The 25,212-nt window shown below is 73.3% G+C and carries 23 protein-coding genes and 1 pseudogene; 18 read left to right on the forward strand and 6 right to left on the reverse strand.

The window, feature by feature from the left end; all coding sequences use genetic code 11:
- Nucleotides 1-44 precede the first annotated feature (44 nt).
- Entirely contained in the window at nucleotides 45-1,670 is a 1,626-nt protein-coding gene (miaB, locus tag ACVW07_RS19795) for a tRNA (N6-isopentenyl adenosine(37)-C2)-methylthiotransferase MiaB (protein ID WP_456820902.1), read from the forward strand.
- A 40-nt stretch (nucleotides 1,671-1,710) separates the two neighbouring features.
- Here the strand turns inward: miaB and ACVW07_RS19800 are convergent, their stop codons facing one another.
- On the reverse strand, nucleotides 1,711-2,232 hold the full coding sequence (locus tag ACVW07_RS19800) for a YbjN domain-containing protein (protein ID WP_456820903.1): 522 nt from the start codon (nucleotides 2,230-2,232) through the stop codon (nucleotides 1,711-1,713).
- Between the two features lie 13 nt (nucleotides 2,233-2,245).
- Complete coding sequence (locus ACVW07_RS19805; protein WP_456820904.1) at nucleotides 2,246-2,857, reverse strand: YbjN domain-containing protein; 612 nt, start codon at nucleotides 2,855-2,857, stop codon at nucleotides 2,246-2,248.
- Nucleotides 2,858-2,941: 84 nt separating this feature from the next.
- Here ACVW07_RS19805 and ACVW07_RS19810 point away from each other — a divergent pair, with 84 nt between their 5' ends.
- From ACVW07_RS19810 to ACVW07_RS19830, 5 genes are read left to right on the forward strand one after another with little or no spacing between them, the layout of a single operon-like run.
- Complete coding sequence (locus tag ACVW07_RS19810; RefSeq protein WP_456820905.1) at nucleotides 2,942-3,703, forward strand: hypothetical protein; 762 nt, start codon at nucleotides 2,942-2,944, stop codon at nucleotides 3,701-3,703.
- Between the two features lie 43 nt (nucleotides 3,704-3,746).
- Nucleotides 3,747-4,187 (forward strand): YbjN domain-containing protein, encoded by a 441-nt coding sequence (locus tag ACVW07_RS19815; protein WP_456820906.1) that lies wholly within the window; start codon nucleotides 3,747-3,749, stop codon nucleotides 4,185-4,187.
- A gap of 4 nt (nucleotides 4,188-4,191) precedes the next feature.
- Nucleotides 4,192-5,148, forward strand: a complete 957-nt coding sequence (gene miaA / locus ACVW07_RS19820) for a tRNA (adenosine(37)-N6)-dimethylallyltransferase MiaA (RefSeq protein ID WP_456820907.1) — start codon at nucleotides 4,192-4,194, stop codon at nucleotides 5,146-5,148.
- Nucleotides 5,145-6,164 carry a diaminopimelate epimerase gene (gene dapF / locus ACVW07_RS19825; protein ID WP_456820908.1) on the forward strand — a complete coding sequence of 340 codons (1,020 nt, stop codon included), beginning with the start codon at nucleotides 5,145-5,147 and terminating at the stop codon, nucleotides 6,162-6,164. Before miaA ends, dapF begins: the two co-directional genes overlap by 4 nt.
- Before the next feature lie 5 nt (nucleotides 6,165-6,169).
- Nucleotides 6,170-6,478, forward strand: coding sequence for a thioredoxin family protein (locus ACVW07_RS19830; protein WP_456820909.1), 309 nt, complete (start codon nucleotides 6,170-6,172; stop codon nucleotides 6,476-6,478).
- A gap of 28 nt (nucleotides 6,479-6,506) precedes the next feature.
- Here ACVW07_RS19830 and ACVW07_RS19835 read toward each other — a convergent pair whose 3' ends face one another.
- The gene (locus ACVW07_RS19835; RefSeq protein ID WP_456820910.1) at nucleotides 6,507-7,118 is read right to left on the reverse strand and encodes a class I SAM-dependent methyltransferase; all 612 of its coding nucleotides are present in this window, start codon (nucleotides 7,116-7,118) and stop codon (nucleotides 6,507-6,509) included.
- 107 nt (nucleotides 7,119-7,225) lie between these two features.
- Here ACVW07_RS19835 and hflX point away from each other — a divergent pair, with 107 nt between their 5' ends.
- The 3 genes from hflX (at nucleotide 7,226) to ACVW07_RS19850 (ending at nucleotide 12,043) form a co-directional block, all read left to right on the forward strand.
- Nucleotides 7,226-8,746: a GTPase HflX gene (hflX, locus tag ACVW07_RS19840; protein WP_456820911.1), complete on the forward strand. Its 1,521-nt coding sequence runs from the start codon at nucleotides 7,226-7,228 to the stop codon at nucleotides 8,744-8,746.
- A gap of 89 nt (nucleotides 8,747-8,835) precedes the next feature.
- A complete protein-coding gene (locus ACVW07_RS19845; RefSeq protein ID WP_456820912.1) occupies nucleotides 8,836-10,971 on the forward strand; it encodes an ATP-dependent DNA helicase in 2,136 nt (711 codons plus the stop codon).
- 70 nt (nucleotides 10,972-11,041) lie between these two features.
- On the forward strand, nucleotides 11,042-12,043 hold the full coding sequence (locus ACVW07_RS19850; RefSeq protein WP_456820913.1) for an L-lactate dehydrogenase: 1,002 nt from the start codon (nucleotides 11,042-11,044) through the stop codon (nucleotides 12,041-12,043).
- A 104-nt stretch (nucleotides 12,044-12,147) separates the two neighbouring features.
- Here the strand turns inward: ACVW07_RS19850 and lexA are convergent, their stop codons facing one another.
- A complete protein-coding gene (lexA, locus tag ACVW07_RS19855) occupies nucleotides 12,148-12,903 on the reverse strand; it encodes a transcriptional repressor LexA (protein WP_456820914.1) in 756 nt (251 codons plus the stop codon).
- Between the two features lie 330 nt (nucleotides 12,904-13,233).
- Between lexA and ACVW07_RS19860 the strand changes: the two genes are divergently transcribed.
- The 4 genes from ACVW07_RS19860 (at nucleotide 13,234) to ACVW07_RS19875 (ending at nucleotide 16,636) form a co-directional block, all read left to right on the forward strand.
- Complete coding sequence (locus tag ACVW07_RS19860) at nucleotides 13,234-13,644, forward strand: LysM peptidoglycan-binding domain-containing protein (RefSeq protein ID WP_456820915.1); 411 nt, start codon at nucleotides 13,234-13,236, stop codon at nucleotides 13,642-13,644.
- A 118-nt stretch (nucleotides 13,645-13,762) separates the two neighbouring features.
- Entirely contained in the window at nucleotides 13,763-14,278 is a 516-nt protein-coding gene (nrdR, locus tag ACVW07_RS19865; RefSeq protein WP_456820916.1) for a transcriptional regulator NrdR, read from the forward strand.
- A 9-nt stretch (nucleotides 14,279-14,287) separates the two neighbouring features.
- Complete coding sequence (locus ACVW07_RS19870) at nucleotides 14,288-16,300, forward strand: S9 family peptidase (RefSeq protein WP_456820917.1); 2,013 nt, start codon at nucleotides 14,288-14,290, stop codon at nucleotides 16,298-16,300.
- A gap of 144 nt (nucleotides 16,301-16,444) precedes the next feature.
- Nucleotides 16,445-16,636 carry a DUF5302 domain-containing protein gene (locus ACVW07_RS19875; RefSeq protein WP_456820918.1) on the forward strand — a complete coding sequence of 64 codons (192 nt, stop codon included), beginning with the start codon at nucleotides 16,445-16,447 and terminating at the stop codon, nucleotides 16,634-16,636.
- A 63-nt stretch (nucleotides 16,637-16,699) separates the two neighbouring features.
- On the opposite strand, the gene serA is transcribed toward ACVW07_RS19875, so the two are convergent.
- Together serA and ACVW07_RS19885 are read right to left on the reverse strand one after the other, a co-directional pair.
- Nucleotides 16,700-17,899, reverse strand: coding sequence for a phosphoglycerate dehydrogenase (gene serA / locus ACVW07_RS19880; protein WP_456820919.1), 1,200 nt, complete (start codon nucleotides 17,897-17,899; stop codon nucleotides 16,700-16,702).
- 62 nt (nucleotides 17,900-17,961) lie between these two features.
- Nucleotides 17,962-20,206: pseudogene (locus ACVW07_RS19885) on the reverse strand (HelD family protein).
- 217 nt (nucleotides 20,207-20,423) lie between these two features.
- Between ACVW07_RS19885 and ACVW07_RS19890 the strand changes: the two are divergent.
- From ACVW07_RS19890 to ACVW07_RS19910, 5 genes are all read left to right on the forward strand, one after another.
- Nucleotides 20,424-21,620 (forward strand): PP2C family protein-serine/threonine phosphatase, encoded by a 1,197-nt coding sequence (locus tag ACVW07_RS19890; RefSeq protein ID WP_456821131.1) that lies wholly within the window; start codon nucleotides 20,424-20,426, stop codon nucleotides 21,618-21,620.
- Nucleotides 21,617-23,179, forward strand: a complete 1,563-nt coding sequence (locus ACVW07_RS19895; RefSeq protein ID WP_456820920.1) for a sensor histidine kinase — start codon at nucleotides 21,617-21,619, stop codon at nucleotides 23,177-23,179. Before ACVW07_RS19890 ends, ACVW07_RS19895 begins: the two co-directional genes overlap by 4 nt.
- Nucleotides 23,180-23,213: 34 nt before the next feature.
- On the forward strand, nucleotides 23,214-23,651 hold the full coding sequence (locus ACVW07_RS19900; RefSeq protein ID WP_456820921.1) for a response regulator: 438 nt from the start codon (nucleotides 23,214-23,216) through the stop codon (nucleotides 23,649-23,651).
- A 100-nt stretch (nucleotides 23,652-23,751) separates the two neighbouring features.
- Nucleotides 23,752-24,687 carry a proteasome assembly chaperone family protein gene (locus ACVW07_RS19905; protein WP_456820922.1) on the forward strand — a complete coding sequence of 312 codons (936 nt, stop codon included), beginning with the start codon at nucleotides 23,752-23,754 and terminating at the stop codon, nucleotides 24,685-24,687.
- A gap of 272 nt (nucleotides 24,688-24,959) precedes the next feature.
- Nucleotides 24,960-25,163, forward strand: coding sequence for a cold-shock protein (locus ACVW07_RS19910; protein WP_456820923.1), 204 nt, complete (start codon nucleotides 24,960-24,962; stop codon nucleotides 25,161-25,163).
- The last annotated feature ends 49 nt before the right edge of the window (nucleotides 25,164-25,212 follow it).

Here is a 25,212-nt window from a genome sequence, read left to right on the forward strand (position 1 = left end):
GTCGCACACGGGGACGCCCGTCGACGGGTCGTACCCTTGTCCTGATGTCCACGACCCTGCCCCTGCCGGTGGCCCTCGCCCCCGTCGAGCCTGCGCCCCCGACGACCAGCCGCCGCGACGCCCCGACCGGAGCGCCGTCGGCCGCACGCACCTACGTGGTCAAGACCCTGGGCTGTCAGATGAACGTGCACGACTCCGAGCACATGGCGGGCATGCTCGAGCAGGCCGGCTACGTCGCGGCCAGCCCGGCGGACGCCGCCGCGGAGGACGCCGACGTCATCGTCATCAACACGTGTGCCGTGCGGGAGAACGCCGCCGACAAGCTGTACGGCAACCTCGGACGGCTCGCGGGCACCAAGCGTGCCCGTCCTGGCATGCAGATCGCCGTCGGCGGCTGCCTCGCCCAGAAGGACCGGGCAGGGATCGTCGCTCGGGCACCCTGGGTCGACGTGGTGTTCGGCACGCACAACCTCGACGTGCTGCCGGTGCTCCTGGAGCGCGCCCGGCACAACGAGCGCGCCGAGGTGGAGATCGCCGAGTCGCTGCAGGTGTTCCCCTCCACGCTGCCGACGCGGCGCGAGTCGGTGTACGCGGGATGGGTCTCCATCAGCGTCGGGTGCAACAACACCTGCACGTTCTGCATCGTCCCGCACCTGCGCGGCAAGGAGCGGGACCGGCGTCCCGGCGAGATCCTCGCCGAGGTCCACGCCCTGGTGGACCAGGGTGCGATCGAGGTGACGCTCCTCGGGCAGAACGTCAACTCCTACGGGGTCGAGTTCGGTGACCGCGCGGCGTTCTCGAAGCTGCTGCGGGCCGCCGGCGCGACCGACGGGCTGGAGCGGCTGCGCTTCACGTCGCCGCACCCCGCCGCGTTCACCGACGACGTCATCGAGGCGATGGCCGAGACGCGCTCCGTGATGCCACAGCTCCACATGCCGTTGCAGTCGGGCTCGGACCGGATCCTGCGGGCCATGCGCCGCTCCTACCGGTCGGACCGGTTCCTCGGCATCCTCGAGCGGGTCCGCTCCGCGATGCCGCACGCCGCCATCACGACGGACATCATCGTGGGCTTCCCGGGGGAGACGGAAGAGGACTTCGTCGAGACGCTGCGGGTCGTCGAGGAGTCGCGCTTCGCGTCGGCGTTCACCTTCCAGTACTCGCCCAGGCCCGGCACACCTGCCGCCGACCTCCCGGACCAGCTGCCGAAGGCGGTGGTCCAGGAACGGTACGAGCGCCTGGTGTCTCTGCAGGAGCGCATCTCCCTCGAGGAGAACCTGGCGCAGGTGGGCCGGACCGTCGAGGTGCTGCTCGCGGAGGGCGAGGGTCGCAAGGACGGCGCCACGCACCGGCTCACCGGCCGCGCCGCGGACAACCGGCTCGTTCACCTGACGCTGCCGCCAGGGCTGCCGGACGCAGACGCTCCGCGTCCGGGCGACCTGGTCACCGTCGACGTGACGCACGGTGCGCCGCACCACCTGGTCGCGGACTCGGGAACGCTGGTCGGCGGGACCTTCTCGGTGCGCCGGACCCGCGCCGGCGACGCCTGGGTCGCACGTCGGGATGCGAACGACGAGCACTCGCACGGGGCCGGGTCCTGCAGCACGGGAGCCGGTGCGCCTGCTGGGCCGGTGAGCCTCGGCCTGCCGACGCTCGGTTCGCCCCGCTCCTGACGGGCAGCCGGACGGCGGTCCGCCGACGCATGGCGGCGCGTCAGTTGTCGGGCAGGTCCGTGGGTGGCGCGTCGTCCCGGGGGAGCAGTCCGTCCAGCGCCGTGAACATCTGCACCCCGGTGCCCAGGCCGCAGGCGACCAGCTGCGCGAGCTGCAGGTCCGTGGCGCCCGGCTCGAAGTCGGACGAGACCTCGCTGTACAGGGCGAGCGCACCCTCCTCCTCGCGCAGGTACGCCTTGGGCCAGATCCGCTCACGGTTCCAGTCGTTCACCGCGAGCGCCACGGCGGCGCGCTGCTCGAGGGGAAGCACGCGGTGCCAGCGGCCCCGGACCTGGAGGATCTCGTTCTGCTCGCCGAGCAGCAGGAACCAGAACCGGCTGCCGTCCCAGGTGCCGGTGAGGTCACCGTCGTCGTCGACCACGAACCGGTAGCCCCGGCCGAGCAGGTACTCGCCGACGCGGTCGCGCGACAGGGGCCGCGGCGGCTCGTCGTCGGGGGACGGACGCTTCGTGGGCTTGGGCAGGCCGCCCAGCACGCGCAGCAGCCAACCGGGCCCGCTCATCGCGCCACCCCCGTCACGGTGCGACCCCCGCAGGGTCGGGGTAGCGCTCGTCGAGCGCGTCGAAGAACATGCTGCCCGTCGACAGACCGCAGAACAGCACCTGGCTGAGCTGAGCGTCCGTCGCGCCGTGCTCCAGGTCGGTGGCGACCTCCGACACCACGTGCACGCGGCCGTTGTCGCGGACCCGCACGTACGCCTTGGGCCAGATGCGGTCCGCGTTCCACTCGTTGCAGAGGTCGAGGACCTCCTCGAGCCTCTCGATCGCGATCTCGCGGTGCCACTGCCCCCGTACCTGAAGGATCTCGGCCTCCTCACCGAACAGGAAGAAGTAGAACAGCCGGCCCCGCCACAGCCCCCCGAGGTCGCCGTCGTTGTCGACGAAGTAGCTGAACTGGTTCTGCGTCATCCACCGTGCGATGCGGGCGGGGCTGACCGGCGTCGGAAGGTCCTCCGCGGGCTCGGCGACGCCGAGCTCTCGGGCCAGGAGCTGCGCCACCTGGTCGTGCAGCTCGTCGTCCGTCTGCTCCGGACGGCGAACGGGCGCGGGTCTGCGTGTGCCCGCGCGGGAGGCCGTGAGCGGGCGACGCGCGATCCATCGGCGTGCGCGGTGGGCGAACGAGGCCATGCGCACGAGACTACCGGGGGCCGCCGACGGCCGGGCCCGGTGTCGCTCAGGTGGCGGGTTGCCCCGGGCCAGTAGCGTCGGCTCATGCTCGTCGCCGCGGCCCTCGTGCCGGACACCGCCCTCCTCGTGCCGGGAGCCGCCGGAGCCGCCGACCCGGCCGCCGACCTGAGGGAGGCGGCACTGCGGGCGGTGGCGAAGGCGGTCTCGGCGGCGTCGCGGGTGGTCGTCGTCGCGCCCGGCAGCGCGGTCCGCGAGCTCGGCGGAACGGTCCGGGCGTCGCTGGGCCCTGCCGGGGTCCCGGACGCGATGCTGGGCTGGCCCGCGCCCGTGCGGACGCTCGTCGGGCCGCCGGGCGACGACGGCCCGCTCGGTGTTCCGGCCGCCGTCGCCCTGCACCTGCTGGCGCGGACCGGCTGGGAGGGGCCCCTGCGCGTCGTCGAGGTGGCCGGCGACGACGGTCTCGTGTCGTTCGGCCGCGACCTCGCCGCCGCGGACCGGGTCGCGATGGTCGTCGTCGGTTCCGGGAGCGGCCGCCACGGGCCGGACGCACCGCTCGCCGACGACCCTCGTGCGCCGTCGCTCGACGAGCGTCTGCTCGCCGCCCTGGCCGACGCAGGTCCCGACGCGAGGGCGGTGCTCGCCGGGCTCGACTCCGCGCTGGCTGCCGATCTCGCGGTGACGGGGCGGGCGCCCTGGATGGTCCTCGTCGGTGCCGCGGCGGACGCCGACGTCCGCTCGACCGTGCTGGCCGTCGGGACACCTGCCGGCGCGCACCACGCCGTCGTCCTGTGGTCGGTCGCCGAGTCGTCGCACGACTCGGCGAACGGCCTGCCGAACGCCGGGTAATCTCTGCGTGCCCCCCGACACGATCGCACCCCACGAGGTCCCGATGCCCACCGATGCCCCCGAGCACCAGCTGCACGCCTTCGCGATGAGCCGGGTCGGTGCTCGGCTCGAGGAGCACGGTGACACGTACCAGGTGGACGAGGAGGGCAACCTCATCGGCCAGTGGGACGCGCACCTGTTCCGGTTCTTCTCGCTCGGGAACGACGGCGAGGTGCTCCAGATCCGTGGTCGCTGGGCGCGCGAGCTGCCGCGCAGCGAGTTCGGTTCGGTGCTGTTCGCCGCCAACGGCTGGGCGGACAACGTGATCTGGCCGAAGATCTACGTGCGCGTCGAGGACGACGTCGTCCGCGTCTACACCGAGCACAGCGTCGACTACACGCACGGGGTCACGGATGCGCAGCTGGACCTGCACATCCGATGCGGACTGGGTGCCTCTCTCGGCTTCTTCCAGGCGCTCGACGAGCAGTACCCCGCCGACCAGTGACGCCGTGACCCTGGTCGTGGCGGTGGTCGGCCCGACGGCGACCGGCAAGTCGGACCTGGGCCTGGCGCTCGCGCACGCGCTCGACGGCGAGGTGGTCAACACCGACGCGATGCAGCTGTACCGCGGCATGGACATCGGCACCGCCAAGCTCACCCCTGACGAGCGACAGGGCGTGCCGCACCACCTGCTCGACGTGCTGGACCCCCATGAGGACGCCTCCGTGGCTGACTACCAGGCCCGGGCGCGAGCGGCCCTGGGAGAGATCGACGCCCGCGGCCGGCGCGCGGTCGCCGTCGGTGGGTCCGGCCTGTATGTCCGGTCGCTCCTCGACCACATGGAGTTCCCTGGCACCGACCCTGCGGTCCGGGCCCGGCTCGAGGAACGGGTCGAGGCCGAGGGGTCGCGGGCCCTGCACGCCGAGCTGGCGGCCGTCGACCCGCTCGCAGCCGAGGGGATCGGGCCGCGCAACGCCCGGCGTGTGGTCCGGGCGCTGGAGGTCTTCGCGCTCACCGGCCGTCCCTACTCCGCGTCGCTCCCCCAGCACGTCTACGAGGTGCCCGCCGTGCAGATCGGGCTGGACTGCGACCGGCCCACGCTCGACGAGCACGTCGCCGCCCGGGTGGAGCGGATGTGGCAGCGGGGGCTGGTCGACGAGGTCCGGACGCTCTCCGCGACCGGTCTGGGCCGGACCGCGTCCCGCGCCGTCGGCTACGCCGAGGTCCTGGCGATGCTGCGCGGGGAGACGACGCCCGACGAGGCCCGTGCCGCGATCACGGCCGGCACGCGTCGGCTCGCTCGCAAGCAGATGGGCTGGTTCGGCCGTGACCCCCGGGTGCACTGGCTCGACGCGCAGGACCCCGACCTCCTCGGGCGCGCGCTCGCTCTCGTCGAGCGGGCCGACGACGGGCGGCTCGGGCCTGCCACGGACGATCCGGCGCCGCGTCGTAGTCTGGGTTCGTGACCCCCCAGCCCGCTCCCACGGTGGCCTCCGCCGCTGCGACGACCGACGCCGCCCCGCTCGGGGCGCCCGCGCACGGGGCGACCCTGCAGGTCACCAAGGGCCACGGGACGCAGAACGACTTCGTCCTCCTGGACGACCGCACGGGCTCCGTCGACCTCGGAGCGACGCTCGTGCGCGAGCTCGCGGACCGCCGCGCGGGGCTGGGGGGCGACGGCGTGATCCGCGTCGTCGCGAGCGAGCGGCTCCCGGAGGGGGTCGCGGCGCTCACCGAGGAGCCCGCTGCCACGTGGTTCATGGACTACCGGAACGCGGACGGCTCGGTCGCGGAGATGTGCGGGAACGGCGTGCGCGTGTTCGCGGCCTACCTGGAGCGCCTCGGCCTGTGGGACCCCGCAGCGGGTGCCCTCGCGCTCGGCACCCGGGCGGGCGTGCGTCGTGTCCGGCGCGTCCCGGTGCCCGCCGGGGTCGATGACGACGTCTGGTACGCGGTCGACATGGGGCGTTGGTCGATCCCGGGCGGCGCGGCGGCCGTGCAGGCCGGCGCCGACGCGGACGTCGAGGTCGCCGGCCTGGAGGTCGCCCGCGCTGCGCTGAGCATCGACCTCGGCAACCCCCACACCGTGCTCGCCCTGCCGGACGAGTCCGAGCTCGCCGCCGCCGACCTCACCCGCGCGCCGGTCGTCACGCCCGTGCCACCGCACGGCACGAACGTCGAGCTCGTCGTCCCGCTGGGCGAGGAACGGGCCGCGGACGGTGCGCTCGTGGGGCGGGTCCGGATGCGGGTCCACGAGCGGGGCGTCGGCGAGACGCGCTCGTGCGGCACCGGAGCGTGCGCCGCGGCGCTCGCCGTCCGGACCTGGGCGGGGCCCGGTGCGCCGGACGTGTGGCTCGTCGAGGTGCCCGGCGGCACGGTGCGCGTGACGGTGCTGCCCGACGGGCACGTCGAGCTCGCGGGTCCGGCCGTGCTCGTCGCGGAGGCCACCGTCGACCTGACCGCTCTGACCGCCGGCCGCTGACCGCCGTGCAGCTCACCCCGGCCGAGCTCGGTGCACCCCTGGGGGCGCGGGCCACGGTCGTGGAGTTCTCGAGCGCGTTCTGCGCGCCGTGCCGCGCCACGCGGCTGGTCGTCGAGCGGGCGGTCACGACCACCTGGGGCGTCGCGTTCGTGGACCTCGACGTCGCCCGCCACCTCGAGCTGGGCGAGCGGCTCGGCATCGAGACCACCCCGACCGTCCTCGTGCTCGACGCCACGGGTGCCGTACGTCGCCGGGCGACGGGCACGCCGACGCTGGCGCAGGTCCGCGCGGCGATCGCCGTCGCGGGCGGCTGACGCGCGGCCGACGCCACGGCGCGCCGGCTCAGCGGTCGTGCACCGCCAGGACGCGGAAGCCCTTCGCGCTCGCTGTCCGGTCCACGCTCACGCCCGGGCCGAGCTGCGCCGCGAGCCACCGTTGCAAGGAGTCCGCGCCGAGGTTCTTCCCGACGACGAGGTGCGCCTCGCCGGAGCGCGCCCGCCGCGGGAGCCACCGCAGCAGGAGCTCGTGCAGGGCCTCCTTGCCGACCCGGATGGGCGGGTTGGACCAGATGGCGGCGAAGCCGACGTCGTCGGGGACGTCGTCGGGCAGCGCGGCCACCACGTTGTCGGCACCGAGCCGCTCGGCGTTGCGACGCACGAGGTCGAGCGCACGCTCGTTGACGTCCACCGCCCAGACGCGCGCCCCCGGGGACGCCAGGGCGAGGCTGAGGGCCACGGGACCCCACCCGCAGCCGAGGTCCAGCAGGTCGCCGGTGCGGGGCGGCGCCGGCGCCGTCCGCAGCAGCACCTGCGTGCCGAGGTCCACGTGGTCGGGGGAGAACACCCCACCGGCGGTCTCGACCTGCAGCGTCCGGCCTGCCAGCTCGACCGAGATCGAGCGGCGCTCGACCGTGGACGCGGGCTGCGCGGTGAAGTAGTGGTCGTGCCCGGTCACGGCGCCGACCCTACCTGCTCGTGCGGGCGCTCGGCCCGGAGCGAAATGCGTCGCCCGTCCGTGGTGCGCGTGCGACCCTGGAGGCACCCCCGGACGAGAGGAACCGCGTGAACGACCCGCAGCACACCACCAGCGACGCCGAGGTCGCCGTGACGCCTCGAACGCCGCAGGAGGTGGCCGACGACGTCGTCGCCCGGGTGCTCGCCCGGGCCGGGACGGCGGTGCACGACGGCCGCACCGTCCACTCGTCGTACGACGGTGACCAGCTGGACCTCGAGGAGCGCACGTCGCTGCGCCGTGTCGCCGGTCTGTCGACCGAGCTCGAGGACGTCACCGAGGTCGAGTACCGGCAGCTGCGACTCGAGCGCGTCGTGCTCGTCGGCCTGGCGAGCGGGTCGGCCGACGAGGCCGAGATCTCCTTGCGCGAGCTCGCCGCTCTCGCCGAGACGGCCGGCTCCGAGGTTCTCGACGCACTGCTGCAGAAGCGCCGCTCACCGGACCCGGGGACCTACCTGGGCTCGGGCAAGGCGGCCGAGCTGGCCCAGCTCGTCGCGGCGGTCGGCGCGGACACGGTCGTGGTCGACGGCGAGCTGGCACCGTCGCAGCGGCGAGCGCTGGAGGACATCGTGCGCGTGAAGGTCGTGGACCGCACCGCGCTGATCCTCGACATCTTCGCTCAGCACGCCAAGTCACGGGAGGGCAAGGCGCAGGTCGAGCTCGCTCAGCTGGAGTACCTGCTCCCGCGCCTGCGCGGCTGGGGTGAGTCGATGTCGCGGCAGGCCGGTGGCCAGGTCGGCGGCGCCGGTGCCGGCATGGGCTCGCGCGGTCCCGGCGAGACGAAGATCGAGCTCGACCGGCGGCGCATCCGCAACCGCATGGCCAAGCTGCGCCGGGAGATCGCCGCGATGGAGCCGGCCAGGCTCACCAAGCGGGCGTCGCGCAAGAAGCACGCGATCCCGTCCGTCGCGATCGCCGGCTACACGAACGCAGGCAAGTCGTCGCTGCTGAACCGGCTGACGAACGCCGGCGTGCTCGTGGAGAACGCGCTGTTCGCCACGCTGGACCCGACGGTCCGCCGCGCCGAGACCGTCGACGGTCGGGTGTACACGCTCGCGGACACGGTCGGGTTCGTCCGGGCGCTCCCGCACCAGCTCGTCGAGGCGTTCCGGTCGACGCTCGAGGAGGTCGCCGACGCCGACCTCATCCTGCACGTCGTCGATGCGTCGCACCCCGACCCCGAGGGGCAGATCGCCGCAGTGCGGCACGTCTTCGCGGACATCCCCGGCGCGATGGACGTGCCCGAGATCATCGTGCTCAACAAGGCCGACACGGCCTCGGCCGAGGTCATCGCCCGGCTCAGGTCCCGCGAGGTGCACTCGGTCGTGGTCTCCGCGCACACCGGCGAGGGCATCGAGGAGCTCCAGGCGCTCGTCGCCGACCAGCTTCCTCGTCCGGGCGTCGCCGTCGACGTGGTCGTCCCGTACCACCGGGGCGACCTCGTGAGCCGCGTCCACGAGCACGGCGACATCGACTCCGAGGAGCACGTCGCCGACGGGACCGCGCTGCGGGCACGGGTCGACGCCGGCCTCGCTGCCGAGCTCCAGGCGGCCGCGCAGCCGCGTGCCTGACCCGACCGACCCGTCGACCCGCTCTTCGCCTCGGCGGCCGCGGTTCCGCGCCGGTCGGGACCCCGTCGGCCGCCCACTAGGCTGACGCGGTGCCTCCCGCAGACCCGTCCGTCGGCGACCTGCTCGACGTGGCGGTCGGCGCGCTCGGCGGGTCGCGGCGCGAGGGCCAGCACGAGATGGCGCTCGCCGTCGCGCACGCCCTGGAGACCGGCGAGCACCTGCTCGTCCAGGCCGGCACCGGCACCGGGAAGTCCCTCGGCTACCTCGTCCCCGCGGTACGGCACGCCGTCGTGGCGGACGAGCGGGTCGTCGTATCCACAGCGACGCTCGCGCTGCAGCGCCAGGTCATCACGCGCGACCTGCCCCTCGTCGCGGACGCGCTCGCGCCCCGGCTGCCCCGCGCACCGAAGATCGCCCTGCTCAAGGGGTGGCACAACTACGTCTGCGTGCACAAGGTCGCGGGCGGGTACCCGGAGGACGATGCGGGCACCCTGTTCGACCTCGGTGAGCACGCCGGCGCCGCGGAGCATCCCGCACTCGGCGGCACCGGCCGCGGCGGCGGGGGCGAGTCGCTCGGTGACCAGGTCGTCCGGCTGCGCGCGTGGGCGGAGCAGACCGGCTCCGGCGACCGCGACGACCTCGTCCCCGGGGTGAGCGACCGGGCCTGGCGCCAGGTGTCCGTCACGTCGCTGGAGTGTCTCGGCTCGAGGTGCCCGATGCTCGACGAGTGCTTCCCCGAGCGCGCCCGGGCCGCCGCACGGGACGCCGACGTCGTGGTCACCAACCACGCGATGCTCGGCATCGCGGCGTCCGGGTCGCCGGGGGTGCTGCCCGAGCACGACGTCCTGGTCGTCGACGAGGCCCACGAGCTCACGGACCGGGTGACCGCCCAGGCGACCTCCGACCTGTCGCTCGCCAGCGTCGACCACGCGGCCCGGCTCGCCAGGCGGTACGGCGGGGTGCCGACGACCGACCTCGACTCCGCGGGCCAGGCGCTCGCGACGGTGCTCGTCGACCTTCCGGAGGGACGGTTCCCGCAGGGCCTGCCCGACGGCGCGCGGGACGCCGTGGCTGCGGTGCGCGACGCGTCGCGCACCTTGCTCAGCGTCCTGAGGCCCGACACCGCCACGGGCGGCAAGCAGGTGGCTGCCGACGGCGGCATCAAGATGGCGTCGTCCGCCATGCTCGCGCTCTACGAGACCGCGGAGCGCATGGCGGCCGACCCGGAGGACAACCGGCACACGGTGCTCTGGTGCGCCCGGAGCGAGGACCGTCGCGGAGCAGTCCTCACCCGGCTGCACGCTGCGCCGCTCGCCGTCAACGGTCTCATCCGGAGCAACCTGCTGGCCGGGCGCTCCGGCGTCCTCACGTCCGCGACCCTGGCGATCGGGGGATCGTTCGATCCCGTGGCACGTGCCGTCGGCCTGGAGGTGCGGCCGGACGCCGAGCCTGTCGGCCCGCCGTCCCTCGTCGTCGACGGTGCCTCGGACGGCGCTGCCACGACGTCAACGACGACCATGGCGCCGACGCGGTCCGCGTCCGGTGCCGCCGGGTCGCCGTGGCTCGGTCTCGACGTGGGCAGCCCGTTCGACTACGCCCGCCAGGGGATCCTCTACATCGCGCGACGGCTGCCACCGCCCGGACGCGAGCCCGCCACCGACGCCCAGCTCGACGAGATCGAGGCCCTCGTCGGTGCCGCCGGCGGACGGACGCTCGGCCTCTTCTCGTCGCGGCGGGCGGCCATCGCCGCCGCGGCGGCCATGCGCTACCGGTTGGACGTGCCCGTCCTGCTCCAGGGCGACGACCAGCTGCCGACCCTCGTGGCCCGGTTCGCCGCCGACGAGCCGACGTGCCTGTTCGGCACGCTGTCGCTGTGGCAGGGGGTCGACGTGCCCGGACCTGCGTGCCGCCTGGTACTGATCGACCGGATTCCCTTCCCCCGTCCCGACGACCCCGTCCGGTCCGCCCGGTCCGAGGCGGTCGCCGCCGCGGGGGGCAACGGCTTCATGGCCGTGTCCGCCACGCACGCGGCGCTCCTGCTCGCCCAAGGGGCAGGCCGGCTCATCCGCACCGTCGAGGACAGGGGCGTCGTCGCCGTCCTTGACCCGCGGCTCAGCACGGCCCGTTACGGCGAGTTCCTGGCGCGGTCGCTGCCGGAGTTCTGGCGGACGACCGAGCGGGACGTGGCCGTCTCCGCCCTGCGGCGGCTGGCCGCGTCCGGCTAGCCTCGACGTGTCGGCGGGGGTGCCGAACACGTCGGCAGCACCGCGCAGCCGTGCGATCCGAGGAGGATGCATGACCGAGAGCCGCGACAGCGACGAGGTACAGCTGGCACCGTCACCACCACGCCGCCGCACGTCCAAGCTCGCGATCGTCGGTGCGGGCGCGGTCGGGTCGACGATGGCGTACGCCGCCCTGATGCGTGGCGCCGCCCGGACCGTCGCGCTCTACGACATCAACTCGGCGAAGGTGCAGGCCGAGGTCCTGGACCTGGGGCACGGCATCCAGTTCATGCCGATGGCGGAGGTCGTGGGCTCGGACGACATCGCGGTGTGCGCCGACGCGGACGTCGTCATGTTCACCGCCGGTGCCAAGCAGAAGCCCGGGCAGAGCCGGATGGATCTCGCCGAGGCGACGATCTCGCTCGTCCGCACCGTGCTGCCCTCGCTCGTCGAGGTCGCGCCCAACGCGATCTACGTCATGGTGACGAACCCCGTGGACATCGTCACCTATGCCGCGCTCAAGCTCTCCGGGCTGCCCCCGACACAGCTGTTCGGTTCCGGCACGGTGCTCGACTCGTCGCGGCTCCGCTACCTCATCGCCCAGCAGACGGGCGTCGCGGTCCAGAACGTCCACGCGTACATCGCCGGCGAGCACGGCGACAGCGAGCTTCCGCTGTGGAGCTCCGCGAGCATCGGGGCCGTCCCTCTGCTCGAGTGGGACGGTCTCGGTGGGCACGGGCCGCTCACCGCAGAGCTCCGCGACGTCATCGCCCGCGAGGTCATCGACTCGGCGTACCGGATCATCGAGGGCAAGGGGGCGACGAACTACGCCGTCGCGCTGGCCGGCTCACGGATCATCGAGGCGATCCTCAACGACGAGCGCCGCGTCCTGCCGGTCTCGTCGCTGCTCGACGACTTCTACGGGATCAGCGACGTCTGCCTGTCCGTCCCGACGATCGTCGGCGCGCGAGGCGTGATGGACCGGCTCGCGGTGCCGATGTCCGTGGACGAGCTCGCCGGGCTGCGTCGTTCGGCGGACGCGCTGCGCTCCGTCGCGCAGCGCTTCGGCCTCTGACTCCGCGGTGTCGCCACCGGGCGGGCGAGGCACGGGACGCCTGACGGGTCCGGGATCCCCGGTGGAGCCCCGGGTGCCCGCGCGACGCGGGCACCCGGGGGCGATCACAGGCTGCGGAGCACGCTCACGACCCGACCGAGCACGGTGGCGTCGTCGCCCGGGATCGGCGAGTACGCGGCGTTGTGCGGCAGCAGCCACACGTGGCCGTCGGCTCTCTTGAACGTCTTGACGGTCGCCTCGCCGTCGATCATGGCCGCGACGATCTCCCCGTTCTCCGCGACCGGCTGGCGTCGGACGACCACCCAGTCACCGTCGCAGATCGCCGCCTCGATCATCGAGTCGCCGCTCACGCGGAGCAGGAACAGCTCGCCGTCGCCGACGAGCTGGCGGGGGAGCGGGAACACGTCCTCGACGACCTGCTCGGCGAGGATCGGACCGCCCGCCGCGATGCGCCCGACGACGGGCACGTACGACGGCGTGGGCACCGACTCGTCTCCGTCCATCCCGCCGAGCAGCCCGCTGCGCGTCCCGTCGGGAGCCGTCCAGGCCCCGACGCCGCGCGAGTCGTCGGGGTGGACGACCTCGATCGCCCGGGGCCGATGGGGGTCCCTGCGCAGGTAGCCCTTGCGCTCCAGGGCGGTCAGCTGGTGCTTGACGCTCGACGGGCTCGTCAGTCCGACGGCCTTCCCGATCTCTCGCATGCTCGGGGGATATCCGCGCGACTCGACGGACGTCCGGATGGTGTCCAGGACCAGGCGCTGCCGCGCCGAGAGCTCGTCGGGTCCCTGGGCGCCGTCGGGCAGCTCGTAGATGGTCGCCAGATCTGCGTCGTGCCGGGACGCGTCCCGTGTGTCCGCCACTGCACCCTCCTTGGTCGGGGCCGCGTGGGCTCCCTGTCCGGTCCTGCGAGCCGCCGACGGCTCTCGGGCTGGTCGCCCTGCGAGCACTCCCGCACCGGTCACCGTCCTGTCAGTGGTCGGTGGTGGGCTGTCCCCGCACCGCCAGCGTAGAGATCACAGTCGTCCAGATCAAACACATGTTCGATCCGGTCTCGACACGTGTCGGCGGTGAGTGGTAGACATCGTACAGACGTTCGACGAACACCCGTTCGAACACGGGGATCGCGGAGCGCCGCACCGTGCAGCGAGACCGGCCCCGACGCCGGCCCGGACGTAAGGGAGAGAGCGACGATGACCGCACTGGTGACCGACCAGCCCTGGCTCGGCCGGGCGCCCGGCTTCGCATCCTCCGTCCGCCGTGCCGGTCGCCCGCCCGCCGGTCGCGCGTCGACTCCGGCCGGTGACGGTCCGCTCCGCCTCACTGCCCGGGGCCGGATCGTGCTCGGGGTGCTGACCCTGCTCGTCGTGGGCGCCGGCATCGTGCCGTGGCAGGCGGGCCGGGCGTCGGCCGACGGGCCGTCCGGAGCGGTCGAGGTCGTGCGCCATGTCGTGCAGCCGGGCGAGACGCTCTGGGGGATCGCGCGTGAGGTCGCAGGTCCGGGCGACGACGTGCGGGACGTGGTCGTGCGGCTCGTCGAGCTCAACAACCTGCCGAGCGCCGGCCTCATGGCCGGGCAGTCGATCGTCGTCCCTGTGGCCTGACCGTCGGTCTCCAGGTCACGGGTCGCCTTGCACGCGGCGAAGGCGGTGGCCTAGCGTCGCCTGGACGTCCACGGCGAACGCGGTCCCGCGTCGTCAGGTCAGCTCGAAGGGGATCGCGGTGCACTGTCCGTTCTGCCGACATCCAGACTCCCGGGTGGTCGACTCCCGTACGTCCGACGACGGCTCGTCCATCCGGCGACGCCGCCAGTGCCCCCAGTGCAACCGGCGGTTCAGCACCGTGGAGACCGCGAGCCTCTCGGTCGTCAAGCGCTCGGGCGTCACCGAACCGTTCAGCAGGGCGAAGATCACGGGGGGCGTGCGCAAGGCGTGCCAGGGCCGGCCTGTGAGCGAGGACGACCTGGCGCTCCTCGCGCAACGCGTCGAGGAGGCGCTCCGCGGTTCGGGTTCGGCGGAGATCGACGCGTACGAGATCGGGCTCGCGATCCTGGGTCCGCTCCGGGAGCTCGACGAGGTCGCCTACCTGAGGTTCGCGAGCGTGTACCAGGCGTTCGACTCCCTGGAGGACTTCGAGGCGGCGATCACCGTGCTGCGCGCCGACCGGACCGCCACCGATGCCGGTGACCCGACCGGAGAGGACGCGACCGTTGCGCCGGGGGGCGCGTCGGCGTCGTAGGTTCGTCTGATGATCGCCGACGACCTGCCGCTGCTCCGTGTTCCCGGCGTCGCCGCCGTCCTCCCCGACGGGAGCGCGGCGATCGTCTCCGTGACCCACCCCGACCTCGACGCCGACGAGTACGTCGGGCAGCTCTGGTCGGTACCGCTCACCGGGGACGACATGCCCGACGCGCACCGGCTCACGCGTGGGCACCGCGACACCGCACCGGACGTGTCGCCGGACGGATGCTGGGTGGTCTTCTGCCGAGCCGAGCCGAAGGGCAAGCCGCAGGTGTACGTCGTGGAGGCGACCGGTGGCGAGCCGGTGCGCCTGACGGACGCCCCGCTCGGCGCATCGTCGCCACGCTTCTCGCCGGACGGCACCCGTGTCGCCTTCCTCGCCCGCGTGCCGGACGAGGGTCGTTACCTGCCTGACGGTGATCCTGCGGCGGAGCCTCCGCGTCACATCACCGAGCTCCGCTACCGGGCGGACGACGTCGGCTTCCTCCGGGACCGTCCGAGGCGCCTCTTCGCGGTCGACGTCCCCGAGGGCGACCTCGTCGGCATCGAGGTGCCGCGACCGGTCGCGCTGACCGCGGGAGACCTGGAGCTCGACGAGTTCCGCTGGCTCCCCTCCGGCGACGCGCTCGTCGCCACGACCGCCCGGCACAGCGCGCGCGAGCACGACCTGCGCGCCGACGTGGTGCTCGTGCAAGCTCGTCCCGAGGGGCCGCCGTCGGCACCCCGGCCGATCACCGATGCCGACGCGGGCAGCACCCTCGACGTCCACCTCGCCCAGCCGTCCGGCGACGGGCGCACGCTGTGGCTCCTCGCGACCGACCTTCGGGAGTCGGGTCTCGAGTTCGTGGCCGCACACACGGGGCTCTACCGCGTGGCACTCGATGCGACGGCCATGCCCGTGACCTCACCGGAACGCCTGACGGACGAGGACTCCACGGCGCTGCTGCGCTCCGTGCTCGTCGAGGTCGACGGGTTGCCGCTGGTCGCCGTCGAGACACGCGGGTCGGTGCACCTGGCCCGCCTGGACGCTGACGGACGGCTCCGGACGGTGCTCGGGGGGACGCACGTGGTGTCCGGAGTCGCGGTGACGGCGGACGGTCGCAGGGCAGTGGTCACGGCGGCCGCGCCGTCGTCGTCCGGTGACCTTCTCGAGGTGGATCTCGGCACGGGTCGGATCCGGGCGCTGACGGACCTGTCGGCGCCCCTCGTCCGCTCAGGCGGGCTGCGGGTGCCGGTCGAGCTGACGGCGAACGCGCCGGACGGGTACGCGGTGCATGGCTGGGTGGTCCGCCCAGATTCCGAGCGGTTCGGCGGCGGTCCGCACCCCACCATCCTCCTGATCCACGGCGGACCGTTCGCCCAGTACACGCACGCGCTGTTCGACGAGGTGCAGGTGCTGGCAGGGGCCGGCTACGCGGTGGTGCTCGGCAATCCTCGCGGGTCGTCGGGGTACGGACGTGCTCACGGTCGCGCGATCCGTGGTGGGTTCGGGACCGTGGACGCCGACGACGTGCTCGCGCTCCTGGACGGCGCCTTGGCGGACCCGGCCCTCGACGGTGACCGGGTGGGCGTGATGGGTGGGTCGTACGGCGGCTACATGACCGCGTGGTTGACGACCCGGACCGATCGTTTCGCAGGTGCGATCGTCGAGCGCGGCTTCCTGGACCCCGTGAGCTTCGTGGGCTCCAGCGACATCGGCTGGTACTTCGGTCTGGCCTACCTGGGCGACAGCCGGGACGGGGGCGAGGTGGCGGTGGCGGCGCAGTCGCCGATGGCGCACGTCGGGGACGTGCGGACGCCGACGCTGGTGATCCACTCCGAGCAGGACTGGCGCTGCCCGGTCGAGCAGGGGCAGCGCTGGTTCGTCGAGCTGAAGCGCCGCGGTGTCGGGGCCGAGCTGCTCCTCTTCCCGGGGGAGGGGCACGAGCTGACGCGGTCGGGCCGGCCGCGTCACCGCCACCAGCGGTTCGAGCACGTGCTCGCCTGGTGGGGCCGTCACCTGCCTGTACAGCAGGCCTGACGGCGGGGCCGACGAGCCCGCCGGTCACCGGCACGGTCCCGGCGGTGGGACCATTGCCCTGGCGTCCACGGCTCGGGTCGGTCAGGCTGACGGTCGGGGCCGACGACGCCCCCAGCACCGAGCACCCCACAGGAGGAGACGCCCATGGCGAACGACGAGAGCAAGCCCGGGGCGGTGACCGAGGACGCGAAGGCGAAGTTCCGGGAGGCGCTGGAGCGCAAGAAGTCCACGCAGCACCGGACTGCCGACGGAAGCTCGAACACCGGTCAGGTGCACGGCTCCGAGACGGCCGGCCCGTCGCAGCGTCGGTTCCAGCGCAAGAGCGGTTCCGCCTGACCCCATGACGACGAACGCCCCCGGCCTCTTCTCGAGGTCGGGGGCGTTCGGCATGTCAGCGCGTCAGGAGAGCACCCGCAACCGCACCGACTCGGGGCGCGACGAGAGGGCCTCGACCACGACCGGGTCGACCGCGGAACCGGCGTCCGTGACCACGTAGCCGAGCTCACCGCGCGTGGCGAGCAACTGGCCCTCGATGTTGACGCCGTGCTCGGCGAGCGTCGCGTTGACGGCGGCGAGCACGCCGGGCACGTTGCGGTGGAGGTAGGCGAGCCTGTGCACACCGGGCGGCTGGTCGAGCGCCACGTTGGGCAGGTTCACCGACAGGGTGGTGGACCCGGTCGCCAGGTAGTCGCGCACCTTCTGCGAGACGAACTGGCCGATCGCCTCCTGCGCCTCCTCGGTCGATCCGCCGGTGTGCGGGGTCAGGATGACGTTGGGCAGGCCCCGCAGCGGCGACTCGAACGGGTCGCCCTTGCGCTTCGGCTCGACCGGGAACACGTCGATCGCCGCACCGCTGAGGTGGCCGGAGACGATGGCGTCGCGCACCGCCGCCGGGTCCACCACGAAGCCTCGCGACAGGTTCAGGAGGACGGACCCCGGACGCATGTGGGCGATCTGCTTGGCGCCGAACAGCCCGGCGTTGCCGCTGCGCCCGTCCACGTGCAAGGTCACGACGTCGGCCGTCTCCAGGAGCTCGTCGAGCGTGTGCATGCGCCTGGCGTTCCCGAGGGCGAGCTTCTCCGCGGTGTCGTAGAACACGACGGACATGCCGAGGTTCTCCGCGAGCACGGACAGCTGGGTGCCGATATTGCCGTAGCCGATGATGCCGAGGGTCCGGCCGCGGACCTCGTGTGCGCCGGTGGCCGACTTGTTCCAGACGCCGTCGTGCATCGCCTTGTCGAACTCGGTGAGCCGGCGCGTGAGCGCGATGATGTCGGCGATCGCGATCTCGACCACGGAGCGCGTGTTGGAGAACGGCGCGTTGAACGTCGCGACGCCTCGTGCGGCGGCGCTCGCGAGGTCGATCTGGTTGGTGCCGATGCAGTACGCACCGATCGCGGCGAGGTCCGGCGCGCTCTCGAGGACGTGCGACGTCACGTGGGTCTTGGACCGGATGCCGAGCAGGTGGACGCCGTCGAGCGCCTCGATCAGCTCGGGCTCGTCGAGCGCCCCGGTGCGCGTCGTCACGTCGAAGCCGGCCGCCTCGAGGATCTGACGGGCCTGGGGGTGGAGGTTCTCGAGCAGGAGGGCTTTCAGCACGCCCCTATGGTGCGCCCCGCGAGGGCCGGAACCTCGGGCGGTCCGGCCCTCGGACACGGAGCTCAGGCGAGTCCTGCGGGAAGTGGTGCTGCATGGAGCACGTGCAGGCTGCGGGTGGGACGGGTCATGGCGACATACAGGTCGCCGGCACTCGCGGCGAGCACCTCGGCGGGCTCCACGAGCACGACGACGTCGAACTCGAGGCCCTTCGCCTCGCGAGGGGTCAGCACCACGAGGGTGGCGTCGAGGTCGGCGGCCGACGAGGTGGTGCCGACCACGGCCGGGACGCCGGCGTCGGCGAGCATCTGCGCGAGCCCGGCCACCCGAGGGGCGGCGGCGAGGATCGCCACCCGGCCGGCGCCGGCCGCGTCGCGGACCTCCGCGGCGGCCTTCTCGGCGCGCCGGGCGGCGGCGACCGCCAGTCCGTCCGCCGGTACCTGCTCGACGACGAGGGAGTCGGGCACCACCCGCGCCGACGTCAGCGGGCTCACCGGGAGGCCTGCCGCGACGGCCACGCTGCGGGCGGCGTCGGCCACCGCCGCGGGGGTCCGGTAGTTGACCGTGAGCTCGGACAGCCGCCACGACGATCGCAGCACCGGGTCGAGCATCCGCCCCCAGTCGCGCGCACCCGCGGCCGCGGTGGTCTGGGCGACGTCGCCGACGATCGTCAACGACCGGGTCGGGACCCGGCGCAGGAGGCTGCGCCACGCCATCGCCGACAGCTCCTGCGCCTCGTCGACGACCACGTGCCCGTACGTCCACGACCTGTCGGCGGCGGCCCGTTCGGCGGTCGTGAGGCTCGGTCCGGTGGTGGCGAAGCGGTCGGCCAGCATCTCGGCCGAGACGATCGCTCCGCTGCCGGTCGACTCGAGCACCTGACGGGCGTACGCCAGCTCGGACGCCCGCCGCTCGGCGGCGGCGCGGGCCTGCGCCCGGGCGGCCTGGTCGTCCTCGCCGAGCAGGTCCGCCGCCTCGTCGAGCAGCGGGACGTCGGCGGGGGTCCACGGCGCGTCCGCCGGGCGCGCGAGCATCTGTCGCTGGACGGGGGACAGCCCGCGGGCGGCCGACTCGAGGCGAGCGGGCTTCGACCACAGGTCCGCCAGGAGCTTCTCGGGGGTCAGGGGCATCCACGCCAGGTTGAGCGCGATACGTACCTCCCGCGTGGTGCGGAGCTCCTCGACGATCTCGCTGCGCTCGTCGGAGGGGACCTCGAACTGCAGCTGGCTCACGTACTGGTCCGCGAGCCGCGCGAGCATGTCGGCGCACGAAGCTGACACGGGCCAGGTTGTGCGGGCGGTGGTTGCGCCGTGCCCGGGCGATGGCCTGCGCGACGTCCTGCGGGCGGACGACGACCGTCCGGCCGTCGACGCGGATCCGGGTGGCCTGGGCCGGCACCCGCTGCCGGTCCTGGACGGCTCGGGCGACGACGTCGGCCATCAGTGCCCGGCCCTTGAGCTCCGCGACGGCCTCGTCCTCGGCGCCGGTCGCGCTGATGCCGGGGAACAGCTCGGCGATCGTGCTCGTCACGACACCGGTCTCCCCGAGCGAGGGCAGCACCTGGTCGATGTACCGCAGGAACGTCCGGCTGGGCCCGACCAGCAGCACCCCCGAGCGCTCGAGGGTCCTGCGGTGCGCGTAGAGCAGATAGGCCGCGCGGTGCAGCGCCACGGCGGTCTTGCCGGTGCCGGGACCGCCCTGGACGACGAGTGCACCTCCCAGCTCGGAGCGGATGATCGCGTCCTGCTCCGCCTGGATGGTGGCGACGATGTCTCCCATCCGACCGGTGCGACCGGCGGCGAGGCCCGCGAGCAGGGCGCCCTCCCCGGACAGGCCGGAGAGGCGGTCGTCGCCCTCGCCGCCCAGCAGGTCCAGGTCCAGCACCTCGTCCTCGACGCCGGTCACCGTGCGACCCTGCGTGACGACGTGCCGTCGCAGGACGACACCGTCGGGATGCGCCGCCGTGGCCCGGTAGAACGCCTGGGCCGCCGGTGCGCGCCAGTCGGTCAGCAACGGCGTCTGGTCCTCGTCCGTCAGCCCGAGCCGGCCGATGTAGCGCAGGGACTCGTCCTCGAGGTCCAGCCGGCCGAACACCAGCCGCTCCTCGACGGCCTCGAGCTGCGCGATGCGGTCCTCGTACAGCGTGGCGAACGCGTCGCGCTCGCTGCGGTTCTGGGGTGAGCCCGAGGGGCCCGTCCGGCGCACGTGCGCCAGGCGCTCACGCGTCGCCGCACGCAGCGCGTCCAGGCGGGCGTAGCGCTCGTCCACGGCCGCCTGCTCACCGGCGAGCTCGCTGTCTATCCCTGCCACTACGTGTTCTCCTGTCCGCCGGGGAACCGGCGTCGACGTCCCGCCGCAGCAGCGTCCGGCGGCGGGGGCGGCGCGGGCGCGCGGGCGGCCGTCCATTATCCGCCTGACGGGCGCGAACGCACGCATCCGTCCGGGTGGCGCCGTGCCTCCGAGGCGCGCGAGCCCCGGTCACGCTCTACGCTCTGTCGAGCCTGGAGAGAGGAGCCCAGTGACCCAGATCCCCACCACGGCAGGTCCTGAGCGCCACAGTCATGCCCCGGCCACCGCGCGCGACGGCGTCATCAAGCTGCTGCTCGTCGAGGACGACGACGGCGACGCGATGCTCGTCCGCGAGCACCTCGACGACGCGGGCCTCGTCGTGGACCTCGTCTGGAGCCGAACGCTCGACGACGCCCTCGACCACCTCGACGTCGACTGCGTGCTGCTCGACCTCGGACTGCCGGACGCCATGGGCATCGGCGCCCTGGAGCGCCTGCTCGCCGCGGGGGCGCCGGCGGTGGTCGTGCTGACGGGCCTCGCGGGGAACGACGCCGGCCTGCGGGCCGTGGCGGCCGGTGCCCAGGACTACCTGGTCAAGGGCGAGGTCGACGGCGAGCTGCTCGGGCGCTCGGTGCGCTACGCCGTGCAACGCCGTCAGCTGGAGCACGCGGGCCGCGAGCTGTACCGCGGCATGGTCCGTGCCGAGGAGACCAACCGGCTGGAGCGGGCGCTCCTGCCGACCCCCGCCGTGCGCGACGAGCGCCTGGAGGTCGGGGTCGGCTACCGCGCGGGGCGCGACGGCCTGCTGGGCGGTGACTTCTACGACGTCGTCGAGCGGCCCGACGGGACCGTCCTGGCGATGGTCGGCGACGTGTGCGGGCACGGCCCCGATGAGGCGGCCCTCGGAGCGACCCTGCGGACGGCGTGGCGCACGCTGGTGCTGGCCGACGTGCCCGCCGAGGCCGTCCTGCCTCTCCTGGAGCGAGTCCTGGCCTCCGAGCGGGCGCGGCCGGAGATCTTCACGACGGTCTCGATGCTCGCCGTCGCCCCCGACCGGACGTCGGCGGACCTCTACCTCGCCGGTCACCCCGTCCCGCTGCTGCTCGGCGCACCGTCGTCGCTCCTGCCGACGCAGCTGCGGGGGCGCGCGCTCGGGATCCCGGTCGCGGGCGACTGGGTGCCTCACCGGCTGGAGCTCGGTGAGCGGTGGCGCATCCTGCTGTACACGGACGGCATCCTCGAGGCGACGGTGCGTGGCGGTCCGGAGCGGGTCGGCAAGGCGGGACTGCTCGCGCTGGTGGACGCGGCCGTGGCCTCCGACGGTGACGCAGGGCCTGACGTGCTGGTCGACCGCGTGCTGCGTGACGTGCGCGAGCTGCACGGCGGGAACCTGGTCGACGACGCCGCCGTGGTCGTCGTCGGGTGGAACGCGTGAGCGTTGCCCGGCCGCTCGTGCGGCGGACGTCGACGCTGCGCGGACGCCTCCTGACACTGCTCGTGACGGCCGGCGTGGTGCTCGGCCTGGTGCTGACGGCCACCGGTCTGGTGTTCGCGCACCTCGTCGACGTGCAGCGCACGGTCACGCAGGAGTACTTCATCGCCATCACGCAGGCGAACGCCGCCTACGTCCAGCTCGTCGACGCGGAGACGGCCGTCCGCGGCTACGCGCTCACGGGCGACCCCGTCACGCTCGAGCCCTTCGAGCGGGCGCAGGAGTCGGACGTCGACTTCGCGAACCTGGCGGACCGGGTGTCGACCACGGCGGACGACGCCGAGCTGGTCGAGGCCGCCCGGGTCGCCGCGCAGGCGGCCGAGCGGTGGGAGGACGAGTTCGCGGCGCCGCTGGTCGCGCAGATCGAGGACCAGGGCCCCGAGTCGGTGCAGCCTGCGCAGGTCGAGGCCGGCACGGACCTGTTCGACCACACGCGGGCGGCGGCGGACGCGTACCTCGACCGCCTCGGGGTGATCCGGTCCTCCGCCGTCGCCGAGCTGGACCGGTGGACGGGCATCGCGTCGTCCATCGTCGCGGTGCTCGTGCTCGCCGCCGTCGCCGTCGGGATCCTCCTCTGGATCGCGCTGAAGCGCTGGGTGGTGAACCCGGTGGACGCGCTGGCCGCCGACGCGCGCGCCGTGTCGTCGGGGGACCTGGAACACCCCGTCGAGGCCACGGGCCCCGGGGAGATCGCCACCTTGGCGGCAGACGTCGAGAAGATGCGCGTGGCGCTCGTGCGCCAGGTGCAGACGGTCGAGGCGAGCCGGGCGCAGATCGTGCAGGCGCACGACCTGCTCACCGAGCAGGCGGAGGAGCTGCGGCGCTCGAACCGTGACCTGGAGCAGTTCGCGTACGTCGCGTCCCACGACCTGCAGGAGCCGCTGCGCAAGATCGCCAGCTTCACCCAGCTCCTGCAGAAGCGCTACGGCGGCCAGCTCGACGAACGGGCCGACCAGTACATCGAGTTCGCGGTCGACGGTGCCAAGCGGATGCAACGCCTGATCCAGGACCTGCTCGGGTTCTCGAGGGTGGGCCGGCTCGGGGGAGAGGTCGTCGAGGTCGACCTCGGCAGCGCGCTGGCCGAGGCCACGAGCAACCTGGAGCAGTCGATCGAGGAGTCGGGCGCAGTCGTCACGCACGACGAGCTGCCGGTCGTCCGCGGCGAGGGCGCCCTGCTCGTCCAGCTGTTCCAGAACCTGGTCGGCAACGCGGTCAAGTTCAGGCACCCGGACCGTGAGCCGCGCGTCCACATCAGCGCGCAGCGCGCCGACGACGGCTGGCAGCTCGAGTGCCGCGACAACGGCATCGGGATCGACGCACAGTACGCTGACCGCGTGTTCGTCATCTTCCAACGGCTGCACCCGAAGGACGTGTACGAGGGCACGGGCATCGGTCTCGCCCTCTGCAAGAAGATCGTGGAGTTCCACGGCGGCCGCATCTGGATCGAGTCGCCGGAGGCTGCCGGGACGAGGATCTGCTGGACGCTGCCCGACCGACTGTGAGCTGAGCGCCCGGCAGGGCGAGAACGGAGCACCTGTGCCGAACCCCAAGACGATCGACGTCCTCCTGGTGGAGGACGACCCGGGTGACGTCCTCATGACCACCGAGGCCTTCGAGCACAACAAGCTCCGCAACCGGCTGTCGGTGGTCCCGGACGGTGTGAGCGCGCTGGAGTTCCTCCGCAAGGAGGGTCAGCACGCCGACGCCCCCACCCCGGACCTGATCCTCCTGGACCTCAACCTGCCGCGGATGGACGGGCGTGAGGTGCTGCAGGCGCTGAAGGCCGACGAAGCGCTGCGCTCGATCCCGGTCGTCGTCCTCACGACCTCGGAGGCGGAGGAGGACGTCGTGCGGAGCTACTCCCTGCACGCGAACGCCTACGTCACGAAGCCGGTCGACTTCGACCGCTTCATCGACGTGGTCCGCCAGATCGACGAGTTCTTCGTCGAGGTGGTGCGCCTCCCGGGTCGCTGACTGGGCCGCTCTCCCGGGGAAGAGTTCGCCGCCCCGCTGCGTTGTGGCCCGGTGTACCTGCCCGACGAGGCAGGCGGTGGACGGAAGTGAGTGCACACGCATGTTGAACCCCTCGGACATCTACGACGTCGACCCGGAGGTCGCCGCGCAGCTGGCGGCTCGTGCGCCGGAGGGCTCCGGCCCGGTGCTCGTGCACGCCGTCCGAGGCTTCGTCGACGCCGGGAGCGCCGGCACCCTGCTGGCCGAGCACGTGACCGACGAGCTGTCCAGCACGCGCCTCGTGACCTTCGACGTGGACCAGCTCCTCGACTACCGGTCGAGGCGGCCGATGATGACGTTCGACGCGAGCACCTGGAGCGCGTACGAGGAGCCCGAGCTCGTGATCGACGTGGTCGACGACGTCAACGGGGTCCCGTTCCTGCTCCTGCACGGGGTCGAGCCCGACGTGCAGTGGGAGCGTTACGTCGCCGCCGTCAGGCAGATCGTCGAACGGTTCGACGTGCAGCTCACCGTCGGCGTGCACGGCATCCCGATGGGCATCCCGCACACCCGGCCCATGTCGGTCACGGCGCACGCGACCCGTCCCGAGCTCGTCGCCGACCACGCCGCGTGGTTCGGCACGGTGCAGGTCCCCGCGAGCGCGAGCGCGCTGCTCGAGCTGCGGCTCGGGCAGTCGGGCCACGACGCGATGGGTTTCGCGGTGCACGTCCCGCACTACCTCGCCCAGTCGGCCTTCCCGCAGGCGACGGTCGCGGCGCTGCACAGTGTCGAGCGGGCCACGGGGCTCGATCTGAGGGCAGGGGCTCTCACGGAGGCCGCCGACGAGGCGATGCGCGAGATCGAGCGCCAGGTGGCGGGCTCGGAGGAGGTCTCGACAGTGGTCCAGGCGCTCGAGGAGCAGTACGACGCGTTCGCCCGGAGCGCCGGCCGGACGAACCTCCTCGCAGGGTCGGCGGACCTGCCGACAGCCGACGAGCTGGGCGCGGAGTTCGAGCGGTTCCTCGCCCAGCAAGGGGACGACGACCCTCGTCCGTGAGGGCGGGCCAGCGCTCGTGGCGGCACCTTTACCGGATCGTTGTCGGAGTGAGCCAGACGGGTGTCCGAAAACGTGGCGTAGCCCACACTGCCGTGCAAGGATTCCTGCGTTGCAGTGACATGCTCGCTCGACCGGCGCCGATCCCGGGGTGTCCTCCAGGGTCGGATCCCGCCAGCCGTCCAGGCTGGGCCACCCGGTGCAGGACGTGAGGCATTGCGGCACGGCACGGGCAGAAGGCGCGGCCGTCACCGGTTGGACAGAAGGAACAGAACATGGCGCAGGGTGCTGTCAAGTGGTTCAACGCCGAGAAGGGCTACGGATTCATCGCCCAGGACGGCGGCGGCGCGGACGTCTTCGTCCACTACTCCGCGATCGACTCGTCCGGCTACCGCTCGCTCGACGAGGGTCAGCGCGTCGAGTTCGAGATCACCCAGGGCGACAAGGGCCCGCAGGCGGAGAGCGTCCGACCGCTCTGACGCCCTGCTGACGGTCGCCCGGCGGCCGATCGTGTGACGCGAGGGCCGC

The sequence above is a fragment of the Cellulomonas sp. URHB0016 genome, assembly GCF_054057935.1.